Source organism: Natronotalea proteinilytica, assembly GCF_055379935.1.
The window spans coordinates 404,392-421,781 of record NZ_AP043947.1; the positions used below are offsets into that span (position 1 = coordinate 404,392).

Annotated in this window: 12 protein-coding genes; all 12 read left to right on the forward strand. The window is 54.9% G+C overall.

Annotation, left to right across the window (positions count from 1 at the left end; all coding sequences use genetic code 11):
- Positions 1-43 precede the first annotated feature (43 nt).
- The 12 genes from ACZ5AL_RS01870 (at position 44) to ACZ5AL_RS01925 (ending at position 17,223) form a co-directional block, all read left to right on the forward strand.
- Positions 44-508, forward strand: a complete 465-nt coding sequence (locus tag ACZ5AL_RS01870; RefSeq protein ID WP_464511792.1) for a TraR/DksA family transcriptional regulator — start codon at positions 44-46, stop codon at positions 506-508.
- A 76-nt stretch (positions 509-584) separates the two neighbouring features.
- Positions 585-1,259, forward strand: coding sequence for a signal peptidase II (lspA, locus tag ACZ5AL_RS01875; protein ID WP_464511793.1), 675 nt, complete (start codon positions 585-587; stop codon positions 1,257-1,259).
- A 47-nt stretch (positions 1,260-1,306) separates the two neighbouring features.
- Positions 1,307-3,127 (forward strand): translation elongation factor 4, encoded by a 1,821-nt coding sequence (lepA, locus tag ACZ5AL_RS01880; protein WP_464511795.1) that lies wholly within the window; start codon positions 1,307-1,309, stop codon positions 3,125-3,127.
- A 100-nt stretch (positions 3,128-3,227) separates the two neighbouring features.
- A complete protein-coding gene (locus tag ACZ5AL_RS01885; RefSeq protein ID WP_464511796.1) occupies positions 3,228-3,986 on the forward strand; it encodes a hypothetical protein in 759 nt (252 codons plus the stop codon).
- A gap of 78 nt (positions 3,987-4,064) precedes the next feature.
- Positions 4,065-5,198, forward strand: a complete 1,134-nt coding sequence (lepB, locus tag ACZ5AL_RS01890; RefSeq protein WP_464511797.1) for a signal peptidase I — start codon at positions 4,065-4,067, stop codon at positions 5,196-5,198.
- Between the two features lie 200 nt (positions 5,199-5,398).
- Positions 5,399-5,890: a hypothetical protein gene (locus ACZ5AL_RS01895; protein WP_464511799.1), complete on the forward strand. Its 492-nt coding sequence runs from the start codon at positions 5,399-5,401 to the stop codon at positions 5,888-5,890.
- 8 nt (positions 5,891-5,898) lie between these two features.
- On the forward strand, positions 5,899-7,401 hold the full coding sequence (locus ACZ5AL_RS01900; RefSeq protein WP_464511800.1) for a carboxypeptidase M32: 1,503 nt from the start codon (positions 5,899-5,901) through the stop codon (positions 7,399-7,401).
- A 348-nt stretch (positions 7,402-7,749) separates the two neighbouring features.
- On the forward strand, positions 7,750-9,108 hold the full coding sequence (locus ACZ5AL_RS01905; protein WP_464511801.1) for a class II 3-deoxy-7-phosphoheptulonate synthase: 1,359 nt from the start codon (positions 7,750-7,752) through the stop codon (positions 9,106-9,108).
- A 403-nt stretch (positions 9,109-9,511) separates the two neighbouring features.
- Entirely contained in the window at positions 9,512-10,582 is a 1,071-nt protein-coding gene (locus ACZ5AL_RS01910; protein ID WP_464511803.1) for a LacI family DNA-binding transcriptional regulator, read from the forward strand.
- Between the two features lie 63 nt (positions 10,583-10,645).
- Positions 10,646-13,636, forward strand: coding sequence for a SusC/RagA family TonB-linked outer membrane protein (locus tag ACZ5AL_RS01915; RefSeq protein ID WP_464511804.1), 2,991 nt, complete (start codon positions 10,646-10,648; stop codon positions 13,634-13,636).
- Between the two features lie 107 nt (positions 13,637-13,743).
- On the forward strand, positions 13,744-15,369 hold the full coding sequence (locus ACZ5AL_RS01920) for a RagB/SusD family nutrient uptake outer membrane protein (RefSeq protein WP_464511805.1): 1,626 nt from the start codon (positions 13,744-13,746) through the stop codon (positions 15,367-15,369).
- A gap of 138 nt (positions 15,370-15,507) precedes the next feature.
- Positions 15,508-17,223, forward strand: coding sequence for a hypothetical protein (locus tag ACZ5AL_RS01925; protein ID WP_464511807.1), 1,716 nt, complete (start codon positions 15,508-15,510; stop codon positions 17,221-17,223).
- The last annotated feature ends 167 nt before the right edge of the window (positions 17,224-17,390 follow it).

Below are 17,390 nucleotides of genomic sequence, written 5' to 3' on the forward strand. Positions count from 1 at the left end.
CGCTTGATTTCGACCCCCTGTTTCAAAGCCCTGACGATGTATTATGGCGGATGATAGCTCTACAACTTCAGATTCGCGTTCGGAGTCTAAGGACGAACACAAAGACGAACATGTGTCGCCCTTTACCGATGAGGAACTGGACCATTTCAAAGAACTGATCCTGAAACGTCGTCGGGCTGCCAAGGAAGATATCGACCGGATGCGGGCACAGATTGAAGAGAACCGCGAACAGGCGGGTGACAACACCGCCTACAGCTTCCACATGGCCGATGCCGGTACCGATGCCATGGAACGCGAAAAGCTGCACCTAATGATTGCCCGTCAGCAAAAGTACATCGGGTATCTAGATCGAGCCCTTGAGCGCATCGAAAACGATACATACGGCATTTGCAAGGTAACAGGCAAACCGATCGCGAAAGAGCGATTAGAGGCAGTGCCGCATACCGAAATATCGATCGATGCCAAAAAAGAGCAAAAGAGAAAAGAGGCCGAGGGCTCGTCGTCATAACGGCGCTTTCCAGGTAAGCCTATCGGCGTTGCCGATGCCCGAGTGATACGCAGGTGTTTGTTTTCATTGTAGTTGTATGCGCATTTTTCTGATCGCCCTTGTCGTCGTTGGGGTAGACCAGTTCACAAAGTGGCTGGTTTTGCAAACCATGCATCGGCATCAGTCGATTCCGCTTGTTGGCGACTGGTTGCGTTTTACGTTTACGGAAAATCCCGGAATGGCCTTTGGGATTCAGGTCGGCCCGCCGGGAACCGTGGCTCTTCTTGCGCTTGCTGCCACAGGGCTGGTTGTGTTCTACCTCATTCAAGTGCGGCATGGCTATTGGCCGTATCGCGCAAGCCTTGCTCTCATCTTAGGCGGTGCCATTGGTAACATCATCGACCGGGTGTTCTATGGGGTGTGGCTGGGCTACGGCGAGTGGTTCACAGGGCGCGTGGTTGACTTTATCCACGTGAACCTGTGGCAAGGGTTTGTGCCTTCTGGGATACCCTTTCTTGGGGGACGTTATGTAGAGCTGTTTCCCATCTGGAACGTGGCGGATATGGCCATTGTCCTGGGGGTGGTGGGCGTGCTCGTCTTCCACAACACCTTTTACGAGGATATGATGATGCAGCAAAACAAAGACGCATCTCCGAATCCACCCGGTGCGGAAGAGAACCCTGAAGGTAAGTCTGAACAGCGCAGTACCAGCCCGGTACATGAAGACCCGCCTGCCACAGACGACGCCTCATCGGTAGCGCCTCGCGCGTGATGCGGTGCGTCCATTCGTAACTTTTGCTTTCACGCCGTTGTGCTGTTATGTCTATCAACGCTGATCAGATACGCAACTTTTGCATTATTGCGCACATCGACCATGGGAAGAGCACCCTGGCCGATCGCCTGCTGGAGCGCACCGGCACCATTAGCGAGCGCGATATGCAAGAGCAGACGCTCGACGACATGGATCTGGAGCGCGAGCGGGGAATCACGATTAAGAGCCACGCGGTGCGGATGACGCACACCACCGACGCGGGCGAAACGTACACGTTCAACCTGATTGACACACCGGGGCACGTCGATTTTACCTACGAGGTGTCGCGCGCGCTCAAAGCCTGCGAAGGGGCCATCCTCCTGGTAGATGCCGCCCAAGGCATCGAAGCGCAGACGATTTCGAACGCATATCTGGCCTTAGAGCAAGACCTGGAGATCATCCCGGTAATGAACAAGGTGGATCTGCCCGTGGCACGCCCCGATCAGGTGGCGATGTCGCTCGAAGAACTGTTGGGGGAGCCTGCCGAGGATATTCTGAAGATCAGCGCCAAGACAGGCGAAGGCATCGACGAGTTGCTCGATCTGGTTATCGACCGCGTGCCTCCACCCACCGGCGACCCCGACAAGCCGCTGAAGGCACTCATCTTCGACTCCATCTACGACTCGTACCGCGGGTCGGTCGTCTACGCACGCGTCTTCGATGGCACGCTCCACAAAGGCGATGGCATGCGGTTCATGGCCACCCACAAAGAGTACGACGCCGAAGAATTGGGCGTTCTGCGTCTTGGACGTCAGAAAGTTGATACGCTCAAGGCGGGCGATGTGGGATACATCATCGGCTCCATCAAAGACGTGTCGCATACCCGTGTGGGCGACACGATTACCCACAAACACAATCCGGCAGATAAAGCCATTCCGGGCTTTAAAGAAGTGAAGCCCATGGTGTTTAGCGGCGTGCACCCCACACAGTCTGAGGACTTTGAGGATCTGCGGAGTGCGCTCGAAAAGCTGCAGTTGAACGATGCGTCGCTCACCTTCGAGCCCGAAACGTCGGCAGCGCTCGGCTTTGGATTTCGGGTCGGCTTTCTGGGACTGCTGCACATGGAGATTATCCAGGAGCGCCTCGACCGCGAGTTTGGGCTCGATATTATCACCACCGTGCCGAACGTAGAGTACCGCGTGCGGGTGAGCAATCCCGGTGATGATGATCAAGAGCTTACCATTGTAGATAATCCCAGTGAGATGCCTCATTACGGCGATATTGATGCCGTCTACGAGCCGTTTGTTGAGGCCGACATCATTGTGCCGAGCGAGTACATCGGCAACATTATGCAGCTCTGCGAAAACCGGCGGGGCGTGTACGTGAACCAGCGCTATCTGGATACTGAGCGCGTGAACCTGCAATACGAGCTGCCACTGGCCGAAATTGTATTCGACTTTTACGACAAACTGAAGAGTGTGAGCCGGGGCTATGCCTCGCTCGACTACGAGTTCTTAGAGTACCGCGAAAGCGATCTGGTCAAACTCACCGTGCTCATCGACAAAGATCCGGTCGATGCGCTTTCTACCATTGTGCACCGCGACAAAGCCTACGAAATCGGGCGCAAGCTCACCAAGAAGCTGAAAGAGAAAATTCCAAAGCAGTTGTTTGAGGTGCCTATCCAAGCGTCGATCGGACGCCGCATTGTAGCCCGCGAAACGGTCAAAGCCCAGCGTAAAGACGTGACAGCCAAATGCTACGGCGGCGACATTACGCGTAAGCGCAAGCTTCTGGAGAAGCAAAAAGAAGGCAAGAAACGCATGAAGCAGGTGGGAGAGGTTGAAGTGCCACAGGAAGCCTTTCTGGCAATTCTTTCCGTGGATGAATAGAATGAACTGGCTCCATCGCCTTCCCATGCAATCCACGTCATCACCCGTCCGGGCGCATTGTTCGCGTGCAACGCACTGGCTGTTTGTAGGCGTTACCTGCGTGATTGGTTTGTTGTTGTGGACGGCAACGTTGCTACCCGCTTCCGGCCAAACGCTGATCGACCGATACCAGCAAGAGCGGCAACAGCATGTGCTGCAGCAGCTCTTTTCAGAGGGCGTGTGGGATGCATCAGCGCCTGGTGCATATCGGCCTCTGCCTGCTGGTACCGATACGCTGTACCAAAAAGCGTCTACCTACGCTGATGACGGTGCCGAGTTGTTTTCGGTTGACAATGTGCGTGTGGTGCATCGCTTTGAAGAGACGTGGTTTAACGACACATTTGCTGATGTGAACTGGTCGTTCCTGGGCCCACAGCATCAACGCGCCCTACTCGACACCACGCGCACGGTAGATTTGCGGGCCCGCATGCAAGCGCATTTCGGGGCTCCTACCCATGTTCTTGCCGATGACCTGACGCCCGAGCGTGAACGATTTGACCAGTTCGCATACTGGCTCGTAGTCAACGACTCGATTCCTGTAATCGTAACCGATGCCAGTGGAGCCCGCGACCGTGGACTGGTGCTCATGACCGAGCGCCGCTGGCGTGATGCGCTCCTTGACCTGCGCGACGCGGTACTAGCTCCGCTGCACGAAACTGATGACCGGGCCCCTTACGTTGATTATTTCTACGATGATGTCGATAATCGTTGGTACCGCGTTGGGTTCGACGGACAAACGTTCTTTCACGAACCTATAGCGCGTCGTCAATTGCGTCCTGGTGTACGTCCTCGCCCACCCGAACCCGCTGCCTCCCCTTGACTTTTTCTCATTCCTGTGGCTGATCGGTCTTCTTCCCGCTCCAATCGGGGGGCCTCTGGGCCCCATCAAAAAAGTGAATTGCGTCAATGGTTTGAAGCCATTGTGCTGGCGGTCATCATTGTGCTGGTGATCCGCACCTTCTTTTTTGATCTGTTTCGTATCCCCACGCCCTCCATGGAGAAAAACCTGATGGTGGGCGATTATCTCTTCGTCTCTAAAGTGCATTATGGAACGCGCCTGCCCATGACGCTCGCCGTGCCCTTTGGAAGCGCGTTTAGCGAAGGCCTTTATCTTGATAACCCGCGCCTTCCGTACACTCGTTTGCCGGGCTTTACGTCGATTGATCGAGGCGACGCGGTGGTCTTTAATCTCCCTCCCGATGATGCGCCCATTGATCGGAAAATGCACTACATCAAGCGCGTGATTGGCATGCCTGGCGAGACGCTGCAGATCAAAGACAAAGTGGTGCATGTAGATGACAATCCGCTTCCGCTAGGCGATGGGATGCAGTACTTCTGGACGCTGCGTAAGTCGGATGCCCGGTTTTCCATGTCACGCCAGGAATTGGAAGAACTGGGTATCTCGCGATGGAATGAAAACCCAGATGGCGAACTAGTGCGCACGCAAGCCACGGTTGAGGCCGCCCAAGCGCTAACGGAACGCAGCTGGGTAGAGTCGGTCGAGCCGCTGATCCTGCAAAATACCAATTATGATGCGGCGATGTATCCCCCAAATCAAGGATTCACGCCCGACAACTACGGTCCTATTCCTATCCCGGCCAAAGGAGAAACGGTAACGCTTACCGAAGACAACTGGCCCTTCTATGCGTCGATCATTACGCAGTTTGAAGGGCGCTCGGCCGAGCCGATGACGGACTCAACATTTGCTATCGACGGAGAGGAAACCACCACCTACACCTTCACCGACGATTACTTCTTCATGCTGGGCGACAACCGCGACGACTCTGAGGACAGTCGCTTCTGGGGCGTCGTGCCCATGGATCACATTGTAGGCAAAGCGCTCTTTACGTACTTCTCCTGGGATGCAGAGCGCTTTCGCCCGCGGTTCAATCGCATCTTCCGCCCTATTCAAGATGGCGCTGTGTTTGACAGCTCACCTCACCTGCAAGAGTCGGAGTTCGACCGCCCAGAAGGCGATACCGAGGAGGTCCCCGACGCACTAGAAGACCCGCCCTCTGATACCTCTGAATAAGCTACGGCTCATACACAACGCTGCCGGACGGACGGATCTTAGCGTCCTTTCTGCAGGCTCGGCACGGCAGGCTCGGCACGTCCGATACGCGGAGCCAATCACGATCTGTATAAACAGTAGCTGAATGAGGGGGCTACGGAACGTAGGTCTTTGCGTTGTCTTAATAGAGGTGGAAGCCTACTCCTTTTTGCCTGCTTGCTATGTCGACTTCCTTGCCACGTAGTGTTCGTAACGCTTGGGGCGAAGAGCCTGCCGAAGATTTTGAGCGCTGGATGGATACGATACTGAGTACCCGTGCCGTACCACGCGACGAGTACCGCGAGGTGCTGTCGCGCCTTGATGTGCTCGACAACGATGTGGCGCATCTACGTACAAATATGGAGGAGCGGTTCGAGGAAGTCGATCGGCGTTTCAAGGAGATGAACGAAAAGTTTGATCACCGTTTCGAGCAGGTTGATCGGCGCTTCAAGGAGATGAATGAACAGATCGATCACCGTTTCGAGCAGGTTGATCGGCGTTTCGAGCAGGTCGATCGGCGTTTTGAGAAGGTGGAGGGGCATCTCGCCCGGATGGATCAGCGCCTCGATACCATGAATGCAAGCATTATCCAAATGGCACGGTGGACCGTCGGCACCATCGTGATCTTTGGCACGTTGATTACCCTCCTCATCGCCATTGCCGAATTCTTTTAGCCCGTTGCATGTCTGACCCCATTGCCGTCCTTCGACGTGTACTCGCCCCTATCGAAGACCTCAAATCAGCGGCAGCCGTACTGTCGTGGGACCAGGAAACATTTATGCCCGATGGAGGCGCCGAGGCCCGGGCCGATCAGATTGCCACCCTCAAAACCATCGCCCACGAGCGCTTTGTAGACGATACGGTGGGCCAATGCTTGGAGGAGGCTGCCGAGTCGATCACCGATGACACGCCGCCCGCCGATGCGGATCTGGTACACGTAACGCAGCGCGAGTACACGCGAGCGGTCAAACTCCCCTCGGATCTGGTACAAGCCCTATCGAAGGCGGCTTCGGAAGGACAAACCGCCTGGAAACAGGCGCGTGCAGATGACAATTTCGAGCACTTTGCACCGCACCTGGAGCGGTTGGTCGATCTCACGATTCAGAAGGCCGAGGCGCTCGGGTACGATACCGAGCGATACGATGCGCTGCTTGATGCGTACGAGCCGGGCATGTCCACAGCAACCGTGGCCGACACGTTCGCAGACCTGCGAGACGAACTCGTTCCTATTGTAGAAGCGATCGCTGAACACCCCGCGCCTGATGACGCCATGCTACACGGCACGTTTCCGGTAGCCGCCCAGCGCGCGTTCGGCGAGCAGGTCATTGCCGACTTTGGATACGATTTCAATTGCGGACGTCAAGACACATCGGCCCACCCGTTTACGACGTCTTTTGATGTCCACGACGTGCGCCTCACCACGCGTTTCGATGAGGAATTCTTGCCGTCGGGCCTCTTTTCGACCTTGCATGAAGCCGGGCATGGACTTTACGAGCAGGGCATCGACCCCGACTTGGCGCGTACGCCACTGGCCCAAGGCGCCTCGCTGGGCATCCATGAATCGCAATCGCGCTTCTACGAAAACATCGTGGGACGAAGCCGCTCGTTTTGGCGGGGATACTACCCGGATCTACAGGACGCCTTTCCAAGCGAACTTGCCCGCGTGCCCCTCGACGACTTCTATCGGGCCATCAACCGGGTGGAGCCGTCGCTAATTCGGGTGGAGGCCGACGAGGTGACCTACAACCTGCACATCATGCTACGCTTTGAACTGGAGCGTGCTCTGGTGCAAGAAGACCTGTCCGTTCGCGAACTTCCCACCGCCTGGCACGATCGGATGGAAACGTACCTAGGGGTAACGCCCGATTCGGATGCGAACGGAGTACTGCAAGATGTACACTGGTCGTTTGGTGCTATTGGGTACTTCCCAACGTACGCGTTGGGCACGCTCATGGCAAGCCAGATAGAACAGGCCGTGCGAAATGATCTGCCGCAATTGGATGCGCAAGTCGCCGAAGGGTGCTTCGCTCCGTTGCTGGATTGGCTGCGTACGCACATCCACCAATACGGGCGCCGGCTGCAGGCACCTACTTTGCTAAAGCAGGCAACCGGCCAGTCGCTTGATGCAGCACCCTGGCTCAACTACATTCGCACCAAGTACGGGACTATCTATCCTGGCTTGTAGTGCTGTGTCACAGGTCAACGCATGGCCACCTAACGTATCGAGAATAATCCACAATCTTGTCATTGCGAGCGCAGCGACGCAATCTCATGCTATCAGCCCGAATGCAGCCGCCCAATCAACGGCATGAGATCGCACCCCAGGAGTACTCGGGCTCCACCCAGCGCCGCGTCAGTCGCAGGGCTCCCTCCTCGCGATGACAATTTCGGACCATACCTTTCAGGGCGACACAGCAGTAGAGTCAAAAAGGCGATCCTTGTGGGTCTTGTAGAATCGATGCACCGCGAAACGCTTGTGCAGGCCTCTCGTTCAGGTCCCCTTGCTTTATCACATACGCTCCTACCTCGTTCTATGTCCGTTTCCACCACCGACACCTGGCATCCAGCATCTTGGCGCGAACGTCCCGTTCAGCAGCAACCTACATATCCCGATTCCGACGCGCTGGACACGACACTCGATCGGCTCGATGCGCTGCCCCCGCTGGTTACCTCATGGGAAGTGGACAACCTGAAGCAGGAACTGGCGCGTGCTGAAGCAGGCGAGCGTTTTTTGTTACAGGGTGGAGATTGTGCCGAATCGTTCAATGATTGCACAGCGGATGTCATTACCAGCCGGTTGAAAATCCTGCTGCAGATGAGTCTGGTGCTTACGTATGGGCTCGACACTCGAATTGTACGCGTGGGGCGCTTTGCTGGGCAATACGCCAAGCCGCGTTCATCGGATACGGAAACCCGAGATGGGGTCACCTTACCCAGTTATCGGGGCGAAATCATTAACAGTCCGGCCTTCACCGAAGAGGCCCGTACGCCCGACCCCGACCGGCTTTTGAAAGCCTACACCAACTCGGGGCTGACATTGAACTTGGTACGGGCTCTTTCCGAGGGCGGATTTGCCGATTTGCGCCATCCTGAGTATTGGGATATCGACTTTATGGCGCATTCCCCCCTCGCCAACGAATACCAGCGGCTGGTGGATGACTTAAGTACCGCCGTCCACTTTATAGATACGGTGGCTTCGAATGCCCTCGATGCCATGCAGCGCGTTACTTTCTACACGAGCCACGAAGCGCTGCTGCTTCCGTACGAAGAGACCCTCACGCGTACGGTACCCCACAAAGAAGGGACGTACAATCTGGGCACGCACTTTCCGTGGATTGGAAAACGAACCAATGCGCCTGAAGAAGCGCACATGGAGTACATGCGGGGCATCCAAAATCCAGTAGGGCTTAAAGTGGGGCCAGATATGACGCCTGCGAAGTTGCGTACGCTTATCAATCATCTCGACCCCGAGAACGAACCCGGACGACTCACCCTTATTACGCGCTTTGGAGCCGATGCTATTGGCGATCGTCTTCCCCAATTGATTCAGGCGGTGCAGGGGATGGGGCATTCGGTGCTCTGGTGCTGTGATCCGATGCATGGAAACACCGAACGCACCAACGGCGGCATTAAAACGCGACGCTTTGCCAATATTTTAGGGGAGCTAGAGCAGGCCTTTGACATTCACGCGGCAGAGGGATCGCGGCTGGGCGGCGTGCACTTTGAGTTAACTGGCGAAAATGTCACCGAGTGTATTGGAGGGGCTCGTGGTCTTAAAGCGAACGATCTAGAGCGGGCCTACAAATCGTTGGTTGACCCGCGGCTGAACTACGAGCAATCGCTCGAAATCGCATTCAGTATTGTGCGTAAGTACCGGGCGTTGCACGGGTAACAACTCAGCGGTGGGGGGATAAGGGAGCTGTAATCTGTAAACGGTTACATTGAAGAAGCTGTAGAGAAGGGGCTGTCGTCAGGCAGTCCCTTTTTACATGTAGGAAGTATCAGCATACTGAAGGATTCAGGGCAAATCCGGCTCAAATGTACGTCAAAAGGCCTCTATCGCGTGCATAGAGACGGTTCGTCATAAGACAACCTAAAAATGAAATTATAGTTAACAAAAGCGTTTCCGCAATGAATGGTTTACGTAAGGTGCTGTATTGAATTGGCTTGGGTTTCGGTAATGAAGCGTTGAAAGAAAGAAAATAATTTCTTGACATCGTTGCATGATGCTCCTTACTATGTAAGCGCTTACATCATGGCAGTGTTACGATAGCAATGAACAACTGATACGCTCTGTGGCTGCAACGATCTACGACATAGCGGAACGCGCTGGGGTCTCTACGGCCACAGTGTCTCGGGTGCTCAACAAGACCTCGGAAGTGCGCGCCGCAACGCGCGACCGGGTGCTGGAGGCAGCGGAAGCGCTTAATTATCAGCCGCATGCATCGGCGCAGAACCTGGCTCGCCAGCGCACCAACTATATTGCAGTCGTTGCTCCTGTTGTAGCCAACTACTTTTACATGCGTGTGATGCGTGGCATCCAGCATGTGCTTGCCGAGGAGAATTACGACCTCATGATTCACGTGCCTCCGCACCCTGAACATGTAGACAAGCGCCTGGAAAGCGCCTTGCAGCCTGGGCGAAGCGACGGGGTGTTGCTCCTTTCAACGCCTCCGAGCGAGTCGTGGGCAAAGCGTCTGCGTGATGCAGACCGGCCTACGGTACTTGTGGATGCGCACCATCCTGACATTGAGTCGATTGCGGTTGACAACGAGCGGGGTGGCTACAAGGCCACCGAGCATCTGCTATCCCTTGGATATGAACGCATTGCCCACATTACGGCGCATCCCGAGCCGCCCCCGGCCACTCAACGTCGCCGCGGCTATGAACGCGCACTAGAAGCAGCGGGGCGCTCGGTTGATGACGCGCTTATTTCTGCGGCCGATGCGCTTCCGTTTGCCTTTGCCGAAAAGGGCGGGTATCAGGCTATGCAAACACTTTTGGATCAGCGCCCGCGCCCCGATGCTGTATTTGCAGCGTCTGATATGCAGGCGGTGGGAGCGCTTCGCGCCGCGCATGAAGCCGGTCTTACGGTACCCGACGACATAGCCATTGTCGGGTTTGACGATATTGACCTGAGTGAGTTTGTTGGGCTCACTACGCTCCGCCAGCCCGCTCAGGCGATTGGACGCCGTGCTGCCGAAGCGCTATTGCGACATATTGAATCCCCGAACCACCCAGTGTCGAGCACCGTGCTGGCTCCACAGTTGATTGTGCGGGCCACATGTGGGGCAGAGTCTGACAGCGACCAGACCATCCACCAGGCAGTGCGCCGCCTTGGCGGGCTTGCTCCTTCTGCTGCATAATTTAGGTGCGACGCACGATGATACTTACGAACAGCCCCTTGCAATACCTAACACGTTTAACTCATGCACTCGAATAAAAGCAACGGTCTCATGCGAAGTCCCTACTACACATACTTTAGACCCGTAGTGGTGGTCGCTTGCCTGATGCTCTTGGTCGGAACCGCTTTCGCCCAGGATCGGCAAGAGATCTCCGGTACGGTCATTGACGCCGAGACAGAGGAGCCCTTGCCGGGTGCCAACGTTGAGGTCGTCGGTGAACCCATCGGTACGTCCACAAACGTGGATGGTGAATACGAACTAAGCGTACCCGTTGAGGTGGAAGCCCTTCGGTTTTCATTTGTCGGCTACGAACCGCAGGAAGTCCCCATTGAGGGACGGTCTGAAATCGACGTGGCCATGATTCCTGCTGATGCCCAGCTTGAAGAGTTGATCGTTATTGGATACGGCCAGCAAGAAGAGCGCGACGTAACCGGTTCGATTACCAGTGTGCGGTCAGATGACTTTAACCGTGCTCCAGTGTCGAGTCCTGAGCAGCTTATTTCAGGGAAAGTAGCGGGCGTGCAGATCTCCGCAGGTGACGGATCGCCAGGAGGAGGCAACCTTATCCGAATTCGAGGAGATAACTCGTTCGGTGCCAGCAACGATCCGCTTTTCGTTATTGATGGAGTGCCCATTGATAATGCAGGTAACGATGCGCAGCGCAATCCGCTGAGCTTCCTTAGTTCCAGCGATATTGCAAGCATGACGGTGCTGAAAGACGCATCAGCAACGGCTATTTATGGGTCGCGTGGCGCAAATGGTGTGATTCTCATCGAAACCCATCGTGCCGATGGTGACGAAGGGCGCATCACCTACGACGGATCGGTGTCAACTTCCATTATCGATGATCGCGTGTCGATGATGGGAGCCAACGAGTATCGCACTCTGATACAAGATCTGGCCGATGAAGACCCCAATCGCTTTGGCCCAGCAGCTAACCAGTTAGGCTTTACAAACACAGACTGGCAAGACCTCGTAGAGCGTCAGTCGTTCCGCCAAGAGCATTCGCTAAGTTTTGCGCGCGGGTATGAAGATGCCGACTTTCGTCTTTCCCTTAACTATGTTGATGAGGAGGGAACGCTGCGCGGCTCTTCATTTGAGCGTCTTGGACTCTCGTTCAACTACAACCAGCAGCTCTTGGACGATGATCTGACGATCACGGCCAACTTGCGTGGTTCGCAGACACAGGAGCAGTTTGAGCCTGGAGGCATGGTTGGTAATGCTGCCAGCTTCAACCCCACATTGCCTGTGCGTGACGTGAATAGTCCGTTTGGCGGGTTCAATGAATGGGATGAAGCACTCGCTGAAAAAAATCCAATAGCGGAGTTGCTTCTCGAAGATTCGAACGGACGCACTCTGCGCAGCCTCGGTAATGTAGAAGCTGAGTATCGTATTCCATTTGTTGAAGGCCTTTCAACGCGCCTGAATCTTGGATACGATGTGCAGAGCGGAGAACAAACCTTCTTTGCACCGACAAACCTAAAGGCGCAGGCTGATGCCTCGGATCCAGGTGCTGTAGTCCGAAACAACTTCACACGCGTTAACACAACGCTAGATGCTTATTTGTCGTACGACAACGAATTCGAAGAGATCGATAGTCGATTTGATGTCACGGCTGGATATTCATTCCAAGAGTTCAAAGGCGAGTTTCCTGCATTGACAGGCTTGGGCCTCGACAGCAATATCTTCGGGGCGGGCACGGTATCGCCAGCCAGTGAGTTTGAGGGAAGCGTTTCGGAAGTGCAGAACCGCTTGATCTCGGGTTTTGCGCGCGTGAACTACACCCTCGCGGATCGCTATCTGCTTACGACGACGGTGCGCCGTGACGGTTCTTCACGCTTTGGACCAGCAAACCAATTTGGTACGTTTCCTTCGGCTGCCCTTGGATGGCGCATAAATGAAGAGCCGTTCATGGATGATGTCGGCTTTATTTCTACACTGCGCTTGCGTGTATCGGCAGGAGTAGTTGGTAACCAAGAGATTGGCAACTTCCTTTTTCAGCCTTTATACACACCAGGAGGCTCACAAGCTCGCGCTCGTTTTGGCAATCGCTTTGTGTCAACGATCCGTCCAAGTGCAGCTGATGAAGCGTTGCAGTGGGAAGAGACGACCAATTACAATGTTGGTGTCAACTTCGGGCTCTTTGATGAACGGGTCACAGGGTCTTTTGAGGTCTACCGCGAAGATGTAGATAACCTAATTCGTGTAATTCCTGCTGCTGGTGGTGCTAACCTGGGCAATGTGGTGCTTACCAATATCGGTGAGCTGAAAAACGAAGGCCTTGAGATGGGTGTAGGGGTAGCCCTTTTCCGTGAGGGCGATTTCACATGGGATGTTGACTTCAATGCATCCACAAACCGGAACGAAATCCTCCGTATTGGTGGAGGACTTGAAGAAGGAACCGAGGTTGAAGTTGGCGAAATCGCTGGTGGTACCGGAAACACCGTACAGCTTCTGCGCGAAGGCGAATCGCTGGACTCGTTCTTCCTTTTTGAGCAACAGTTTGATGCAGACGGCAACCCTATCTTCGAAGACGAAGATGGAAATCCGCTGACTGAGCGTCGCATTGCTGGGACCCCTAATCCGGACTGGATTTTCGGGCATACCTCACAGTTTGCCTACCAGAACATTGACCTCAGCTTTACGCTGCGGGCACACGTTGGCAACAAGGTATACAACAACAATGCTTCGAACTTCGGCCACCTGCAACGTCTCACAGATGTTGTGCCGTCCAACCTGCACACATCGTACTTTGATACCGGATTCGACGAGCCGCGCTACTTCTCCGACATTTATCTTGAGGATGCATCATTCCTGCGCCTCGATAATATTTCGGCTGGATATACCGTGCGGACGCTTCCGGGTGTGAGCCAACTTCGCGTATACGGAACGGCTCGTAATCTCTTTACAATTACTGGCTACAGTGGGCCAGACCCTGAAGTACCAGGTGGTATTGACAACAACCTCTATCCACGCTCTCAATCGTTCACCGCAGGTGTGAACGTTCAGTTCTAACAACCGCTGATAGTCGCCATGCAGGCCTGAAGAACGCTGCTTCAGGCCTGCACAGGGCGTCTCGTTTGTGCTTTACGACCCCTTGCGAACCAAACCCCACACTAACGATGAACTACGCTATACCTACACTAACACGACGATTACTTCTCACTGTAATGCTTATTGCGGGCCTCGCATACCTCACGGCCTGCGATGTATCGGTTGACCCAATCGGTCAGGCCGATGAGGGTGCTGTCTTTGCCGAAGACAGCTCGTATGAACAGTATCTTGCTAAGCTCTACGCAGGCTTGAATGTGACCGGCCAGCAAGGGCCAGCAGGTGACGGCGACATCGGCGGCATCGATGAGGGGTTCTCGCAGTACATGCGCCTATACTGGAGCATGCAACAGCTGCCAACCGATGAAGCGCTCATTGCTTGGGACGACGATGGCATTGATGAGCTAAACGATCATAGCTGGGGGCCGGATAACCAGTTCACGCGGGCCATGTATGACCGTGTGTTCTTCCAGATCTCACATGCGAATGAGTTTATGCGTCAGTCGACAGAAGATCTTCTGGAAGACCGGGGCAACAGCCCACAAGTTCGTGAGCAAATGCCGCAGTTCCGTGCTGAAGCGCGTTTCTTGCGTGCACTTAGCTACTGGCATGGACTCGATATCTTTGGCCCCACACCACTCGTAACGGAAGACTTTGTCCGTGGAGCCGAGGCGCCACCGCAGAGCACGCGTGAGGAGATTTTTGCCTTTGTTGAGTCTGAACTGCTTGAGATTACAGGAGAGGAAGGGGCCAGTGAAGAGGTGCTTCCGCCTATTGGCGATGCAGAGTACGGGCGAGCTGACCAAGGCGCTGCGTACATGCTGCTTGCTAAGCTGTATCAGAATGCGCCTACATACATCGGTGAAGACCGCTCTGCTGATGTCGTAACGTACACCGAGCGGATTCTTGATTCGGGAGCGTATCAGCTTGAAGACAACTATCACCACCAGTTCCTGGCCGACAATGCCATGTCGTCCGAGTTTATCTTTGCGATTCCGCACGACGGCGATAACACGCGTCACTTCGGGGGCACAACGTTCCTTGGCAACGCATCCCTTGGCGGGCAAGCAGGCGACTTTGGCTTGCAAGGCTGGTTTGGCCTGCGCACAATCAGTGATGCCGTTGATCGTTACGATGAGGATGACCTGCGTCCTGTGTTTCCGAATACAGCGGGCGACCAGTTCATCCAAGATGGACGCTCGAAAGAGGTTACAAGCATAACAGACTTTGCAGGCGGAGGAGGCTTCCTCGTACCGAAGTACCAGAACGTGACGTCTGCGGGTGAGCCAGGTGTAAATAACGTACACTCAGATGTGGACTACCCCATGTTCCGTTTGGCTGACGTGCACCTGATGTATGCTGAAGCTGTCCTGCGTGGCGGAGGCGGTTCGGAGTCGCGCGCGGTTAATCTCGTGAATGATCTCCGTGAGCGCGCCTTTGGCGATAATAGCGGTAATATCTCATCCAGCGAGCTTACGCTCGACTTTGTTCTCGACGAGCGCAGCCGCGAGCTGCTCTGGGAAGGCCATCGCCGCACCGATCTGATTCGCTTCGACGAGTTTACTGAAAACGGCGTATGGGAGTGGAAAGGAGGCGTAGCCGAGGGGCAAACAACCTCAGAGCACCTCAACTTATATCCGTTTCCTTTCACAGAGCTGAACGCCAACCCTACCCTTCAGCAAAACCCGGGCTACTAACGCAGTCACTGCCCTTCGTGAATCCGGGCGCGGTGTATATATGCGCCGTGCCCGGTACGGAGGATTAATGCTGTAGAACGGCCCCATGCTGACGCATACTTTCGAAGTTGCTTCCACATTACCCCCTATTTGCCAAATATGTATCGAATAGCCACACGATCACTTGGCGTTGCGCTGCTCCTTGTCTGGAGCCTGGCGCTCGTCGGGTGCGACACCGACGAAATATCGAGTATCGAAGACATTGACTTTCAAACGCTCTTTGATGTTGAGCAAACCGAGTTTTCGCTTATAGCAGGACAGCCGAACCAACCAGCACAGTTTGAACTCAGCTACCAGGGGCTTCAAGACCGGCCAACGCTAACCTCTGATGCTTCTGGTCTAAACATTGAGGTGGCCGAAGAAACCGGAACTGCCGAAGCCGGCGAAACCACCTGGAATGTGACCTACACTGGCTCGATGGACGAAGCCTCCATCATGGAAACCATGACGGTATCAGGTGAAGGAGACACCGGGACCGTCTCCCAAGACATCGATGTGCAGATCAATAACCCGTTGGTCATCCAGCAGGACTTCTTTACATTCGTAGCTGGCCAAAGCCCATCTCCGCGTATTAATGTGGAGTATGAAGGAATCGAAGAAGCGCCTGTATTGACCACCGAAGCCGCCGCACTTGATATTGAACTGATTGAAGACGAGGGCAATCCGCAAGATGGCGGCATGCGCTCATGGTCTGTTGAGTACACCGAAGAAATCGACGGCGACTCGGTCACTGAAATGGTGCGCCTGGAGTCCGATGGCGCCTCGGCAGCGTATGCTCGCGATATTGAGGTGCAGTTCAACGATGCGATCTCCACGACCACCGACTTCAGTAGTCGCTTCATTCTGGTTGAGGACTTCGAGACCGACTTTGAGGTGCCTGAGTTCACCACGGAAGGCGGCACCACTGCCGATCGTCAAACTGCTGAATCGGCCGCCAATAGCATTGGCCTCAACTCGCTTGAGATCAACGCTGCTGCTGGCGATCCCGTTACGTTAGAGCGTCGTGTAAGTGCGCCGGGCTTAAACGTGATGTCGTTCTTGATTAAGCCTGACCCGAACGAAGATATTGATCTTACGGTCACGCTGGCCGAGGAAGTCAACGGTGATATCGTGGAGTATGATGTTGGGCTTCTTGTTGAAGCTGGAGCCGAATGGGTTCGTTATGAAGTGGCTCTCGATGCGCTGCTTGCAGACTTTAACCCCGTTGCTGAGCGCGCCGGTGGAAACGGTCCCCTCGAAAGCGTCTCGTTTACGACCGATTCCGACGTGACGTACTACCTCGACGATGTCATGCTCGGTACTACTGACGGCCCGCAACTCGAAATCAACGACTTCGAGATCACCAATGGACCCTACGGAGGGTTCTCTGATATCGAGCTGGACTTCGTAGACATCGTAGAAGATAATGCGCCGGGCTTCACCGCACGGAGCATGTCGTACACCGAAGGCGGTAACTTCTTTGGGTACAACTTCAACGCGAATGGTGCCGATATCTTCCTCGCCGACGCGGCAGATGCTGATCTGGTCTTGCGTCTCGGGCAGGTTTCTGAAGACTTTGGCCTCTTTGCCTTCATCGAAGCCGAAGGTGATGCTGGTGGATATGGATTTGGTGGTGGACAAACCTACGAAATCGAAGCCAGCGACGGATGGCAAGAAGTGCGCATCCCAGTTTCGGAGCTTGGCGACGATCCAAGTGCGCTCCTTGATCCGGGTATTGGAAACGTCGGCTTTGAGCTTCAGCGTGAAGAAGAAGACGAGGACACTGCCCTCGAACTCCTCATCGACGACATCCGCCTGGATGCCACGGGCAATTAATCGGTACCCGCCGATTGCGCGTCACTAACCAAGCGCTCTGTGCACCCTGTAGAGGAGGCTTCCTTGTGAAGCCTCCTCTACGATGGGGCATGGATTGCCTATCGGGAAGCTACCGTTTCCACGCTCTGGAAATCGTTTACCTCAAGATGTGCGGCCGTGGCTTTGCA

Excerpts from the sequence above, each read along its gene's own strand:
- lepA (WP_464511795.1), top strand. The coding sequence starts at position 1,307 with ATGTCTATCAACGCTGATCAGATACGCAACTTTTGCATTATTGCGCAC.
- ACZ5AL_RS01900 (WP_464511800.1), top strand. The coding sequence starts at position 5,899 with ATGTCTGACCCCATTGCCGTCCTTCGACGTGTACTCGCCCCTATCGAA.
- ACZ5AL_RS01905 (WP_464511801.1), top strand. The coding sequence starts at position 7,750 with ATGTCCGTTTCCACCACCGACACCTGGCATCCAGCATCTTGGCGCGAA.
- lspA (WP_464511793.1), top strand. The coding sequence starts at position 585 with ATGCGCATTTTTCTGATCGCCCTTGTCGTCGTTGGGGTAGACCAGTTC.
- ACZ5AL_RS01870 (WP_464511792.1), top strand. The coding sequence starts at position 44 with ATGGCGGATGATAGCTCTACAACTTCAGATTCGCGTTCGGAGTCTAAG.
- ACZ5AL_RS01925 (WP_464511807.1), top strand. The coding sequence starts at position 15,508 with ATGTATCGAATAGCCACACGATCACTTGGCGTTGCGCTGCTCCTTGTC.
- ACZ5AL_RS01920 (WP_464511805.1), top strand. The coding sequence starts at position 13,744 with ATGAACTACGCTATACCTACACTAACACGACGATTACTTCTCACTGTA.
- ACZ5AL_RS01895 (WP_464511799.1), top strand. The coding sequence starts at position 5,399 with ATGTCGACTTCCTTGCCACGTAGTGTTCGTAACGCTTGGGGCGAAGAG.
- ACZ5AL_RS01915 (WP_464511804.1), top strand. The coding sequence starts at position 10,646 with ATGCACTCGAATAAAAGCAACGGTCTCATGCGAAGTCCCTACTACACA.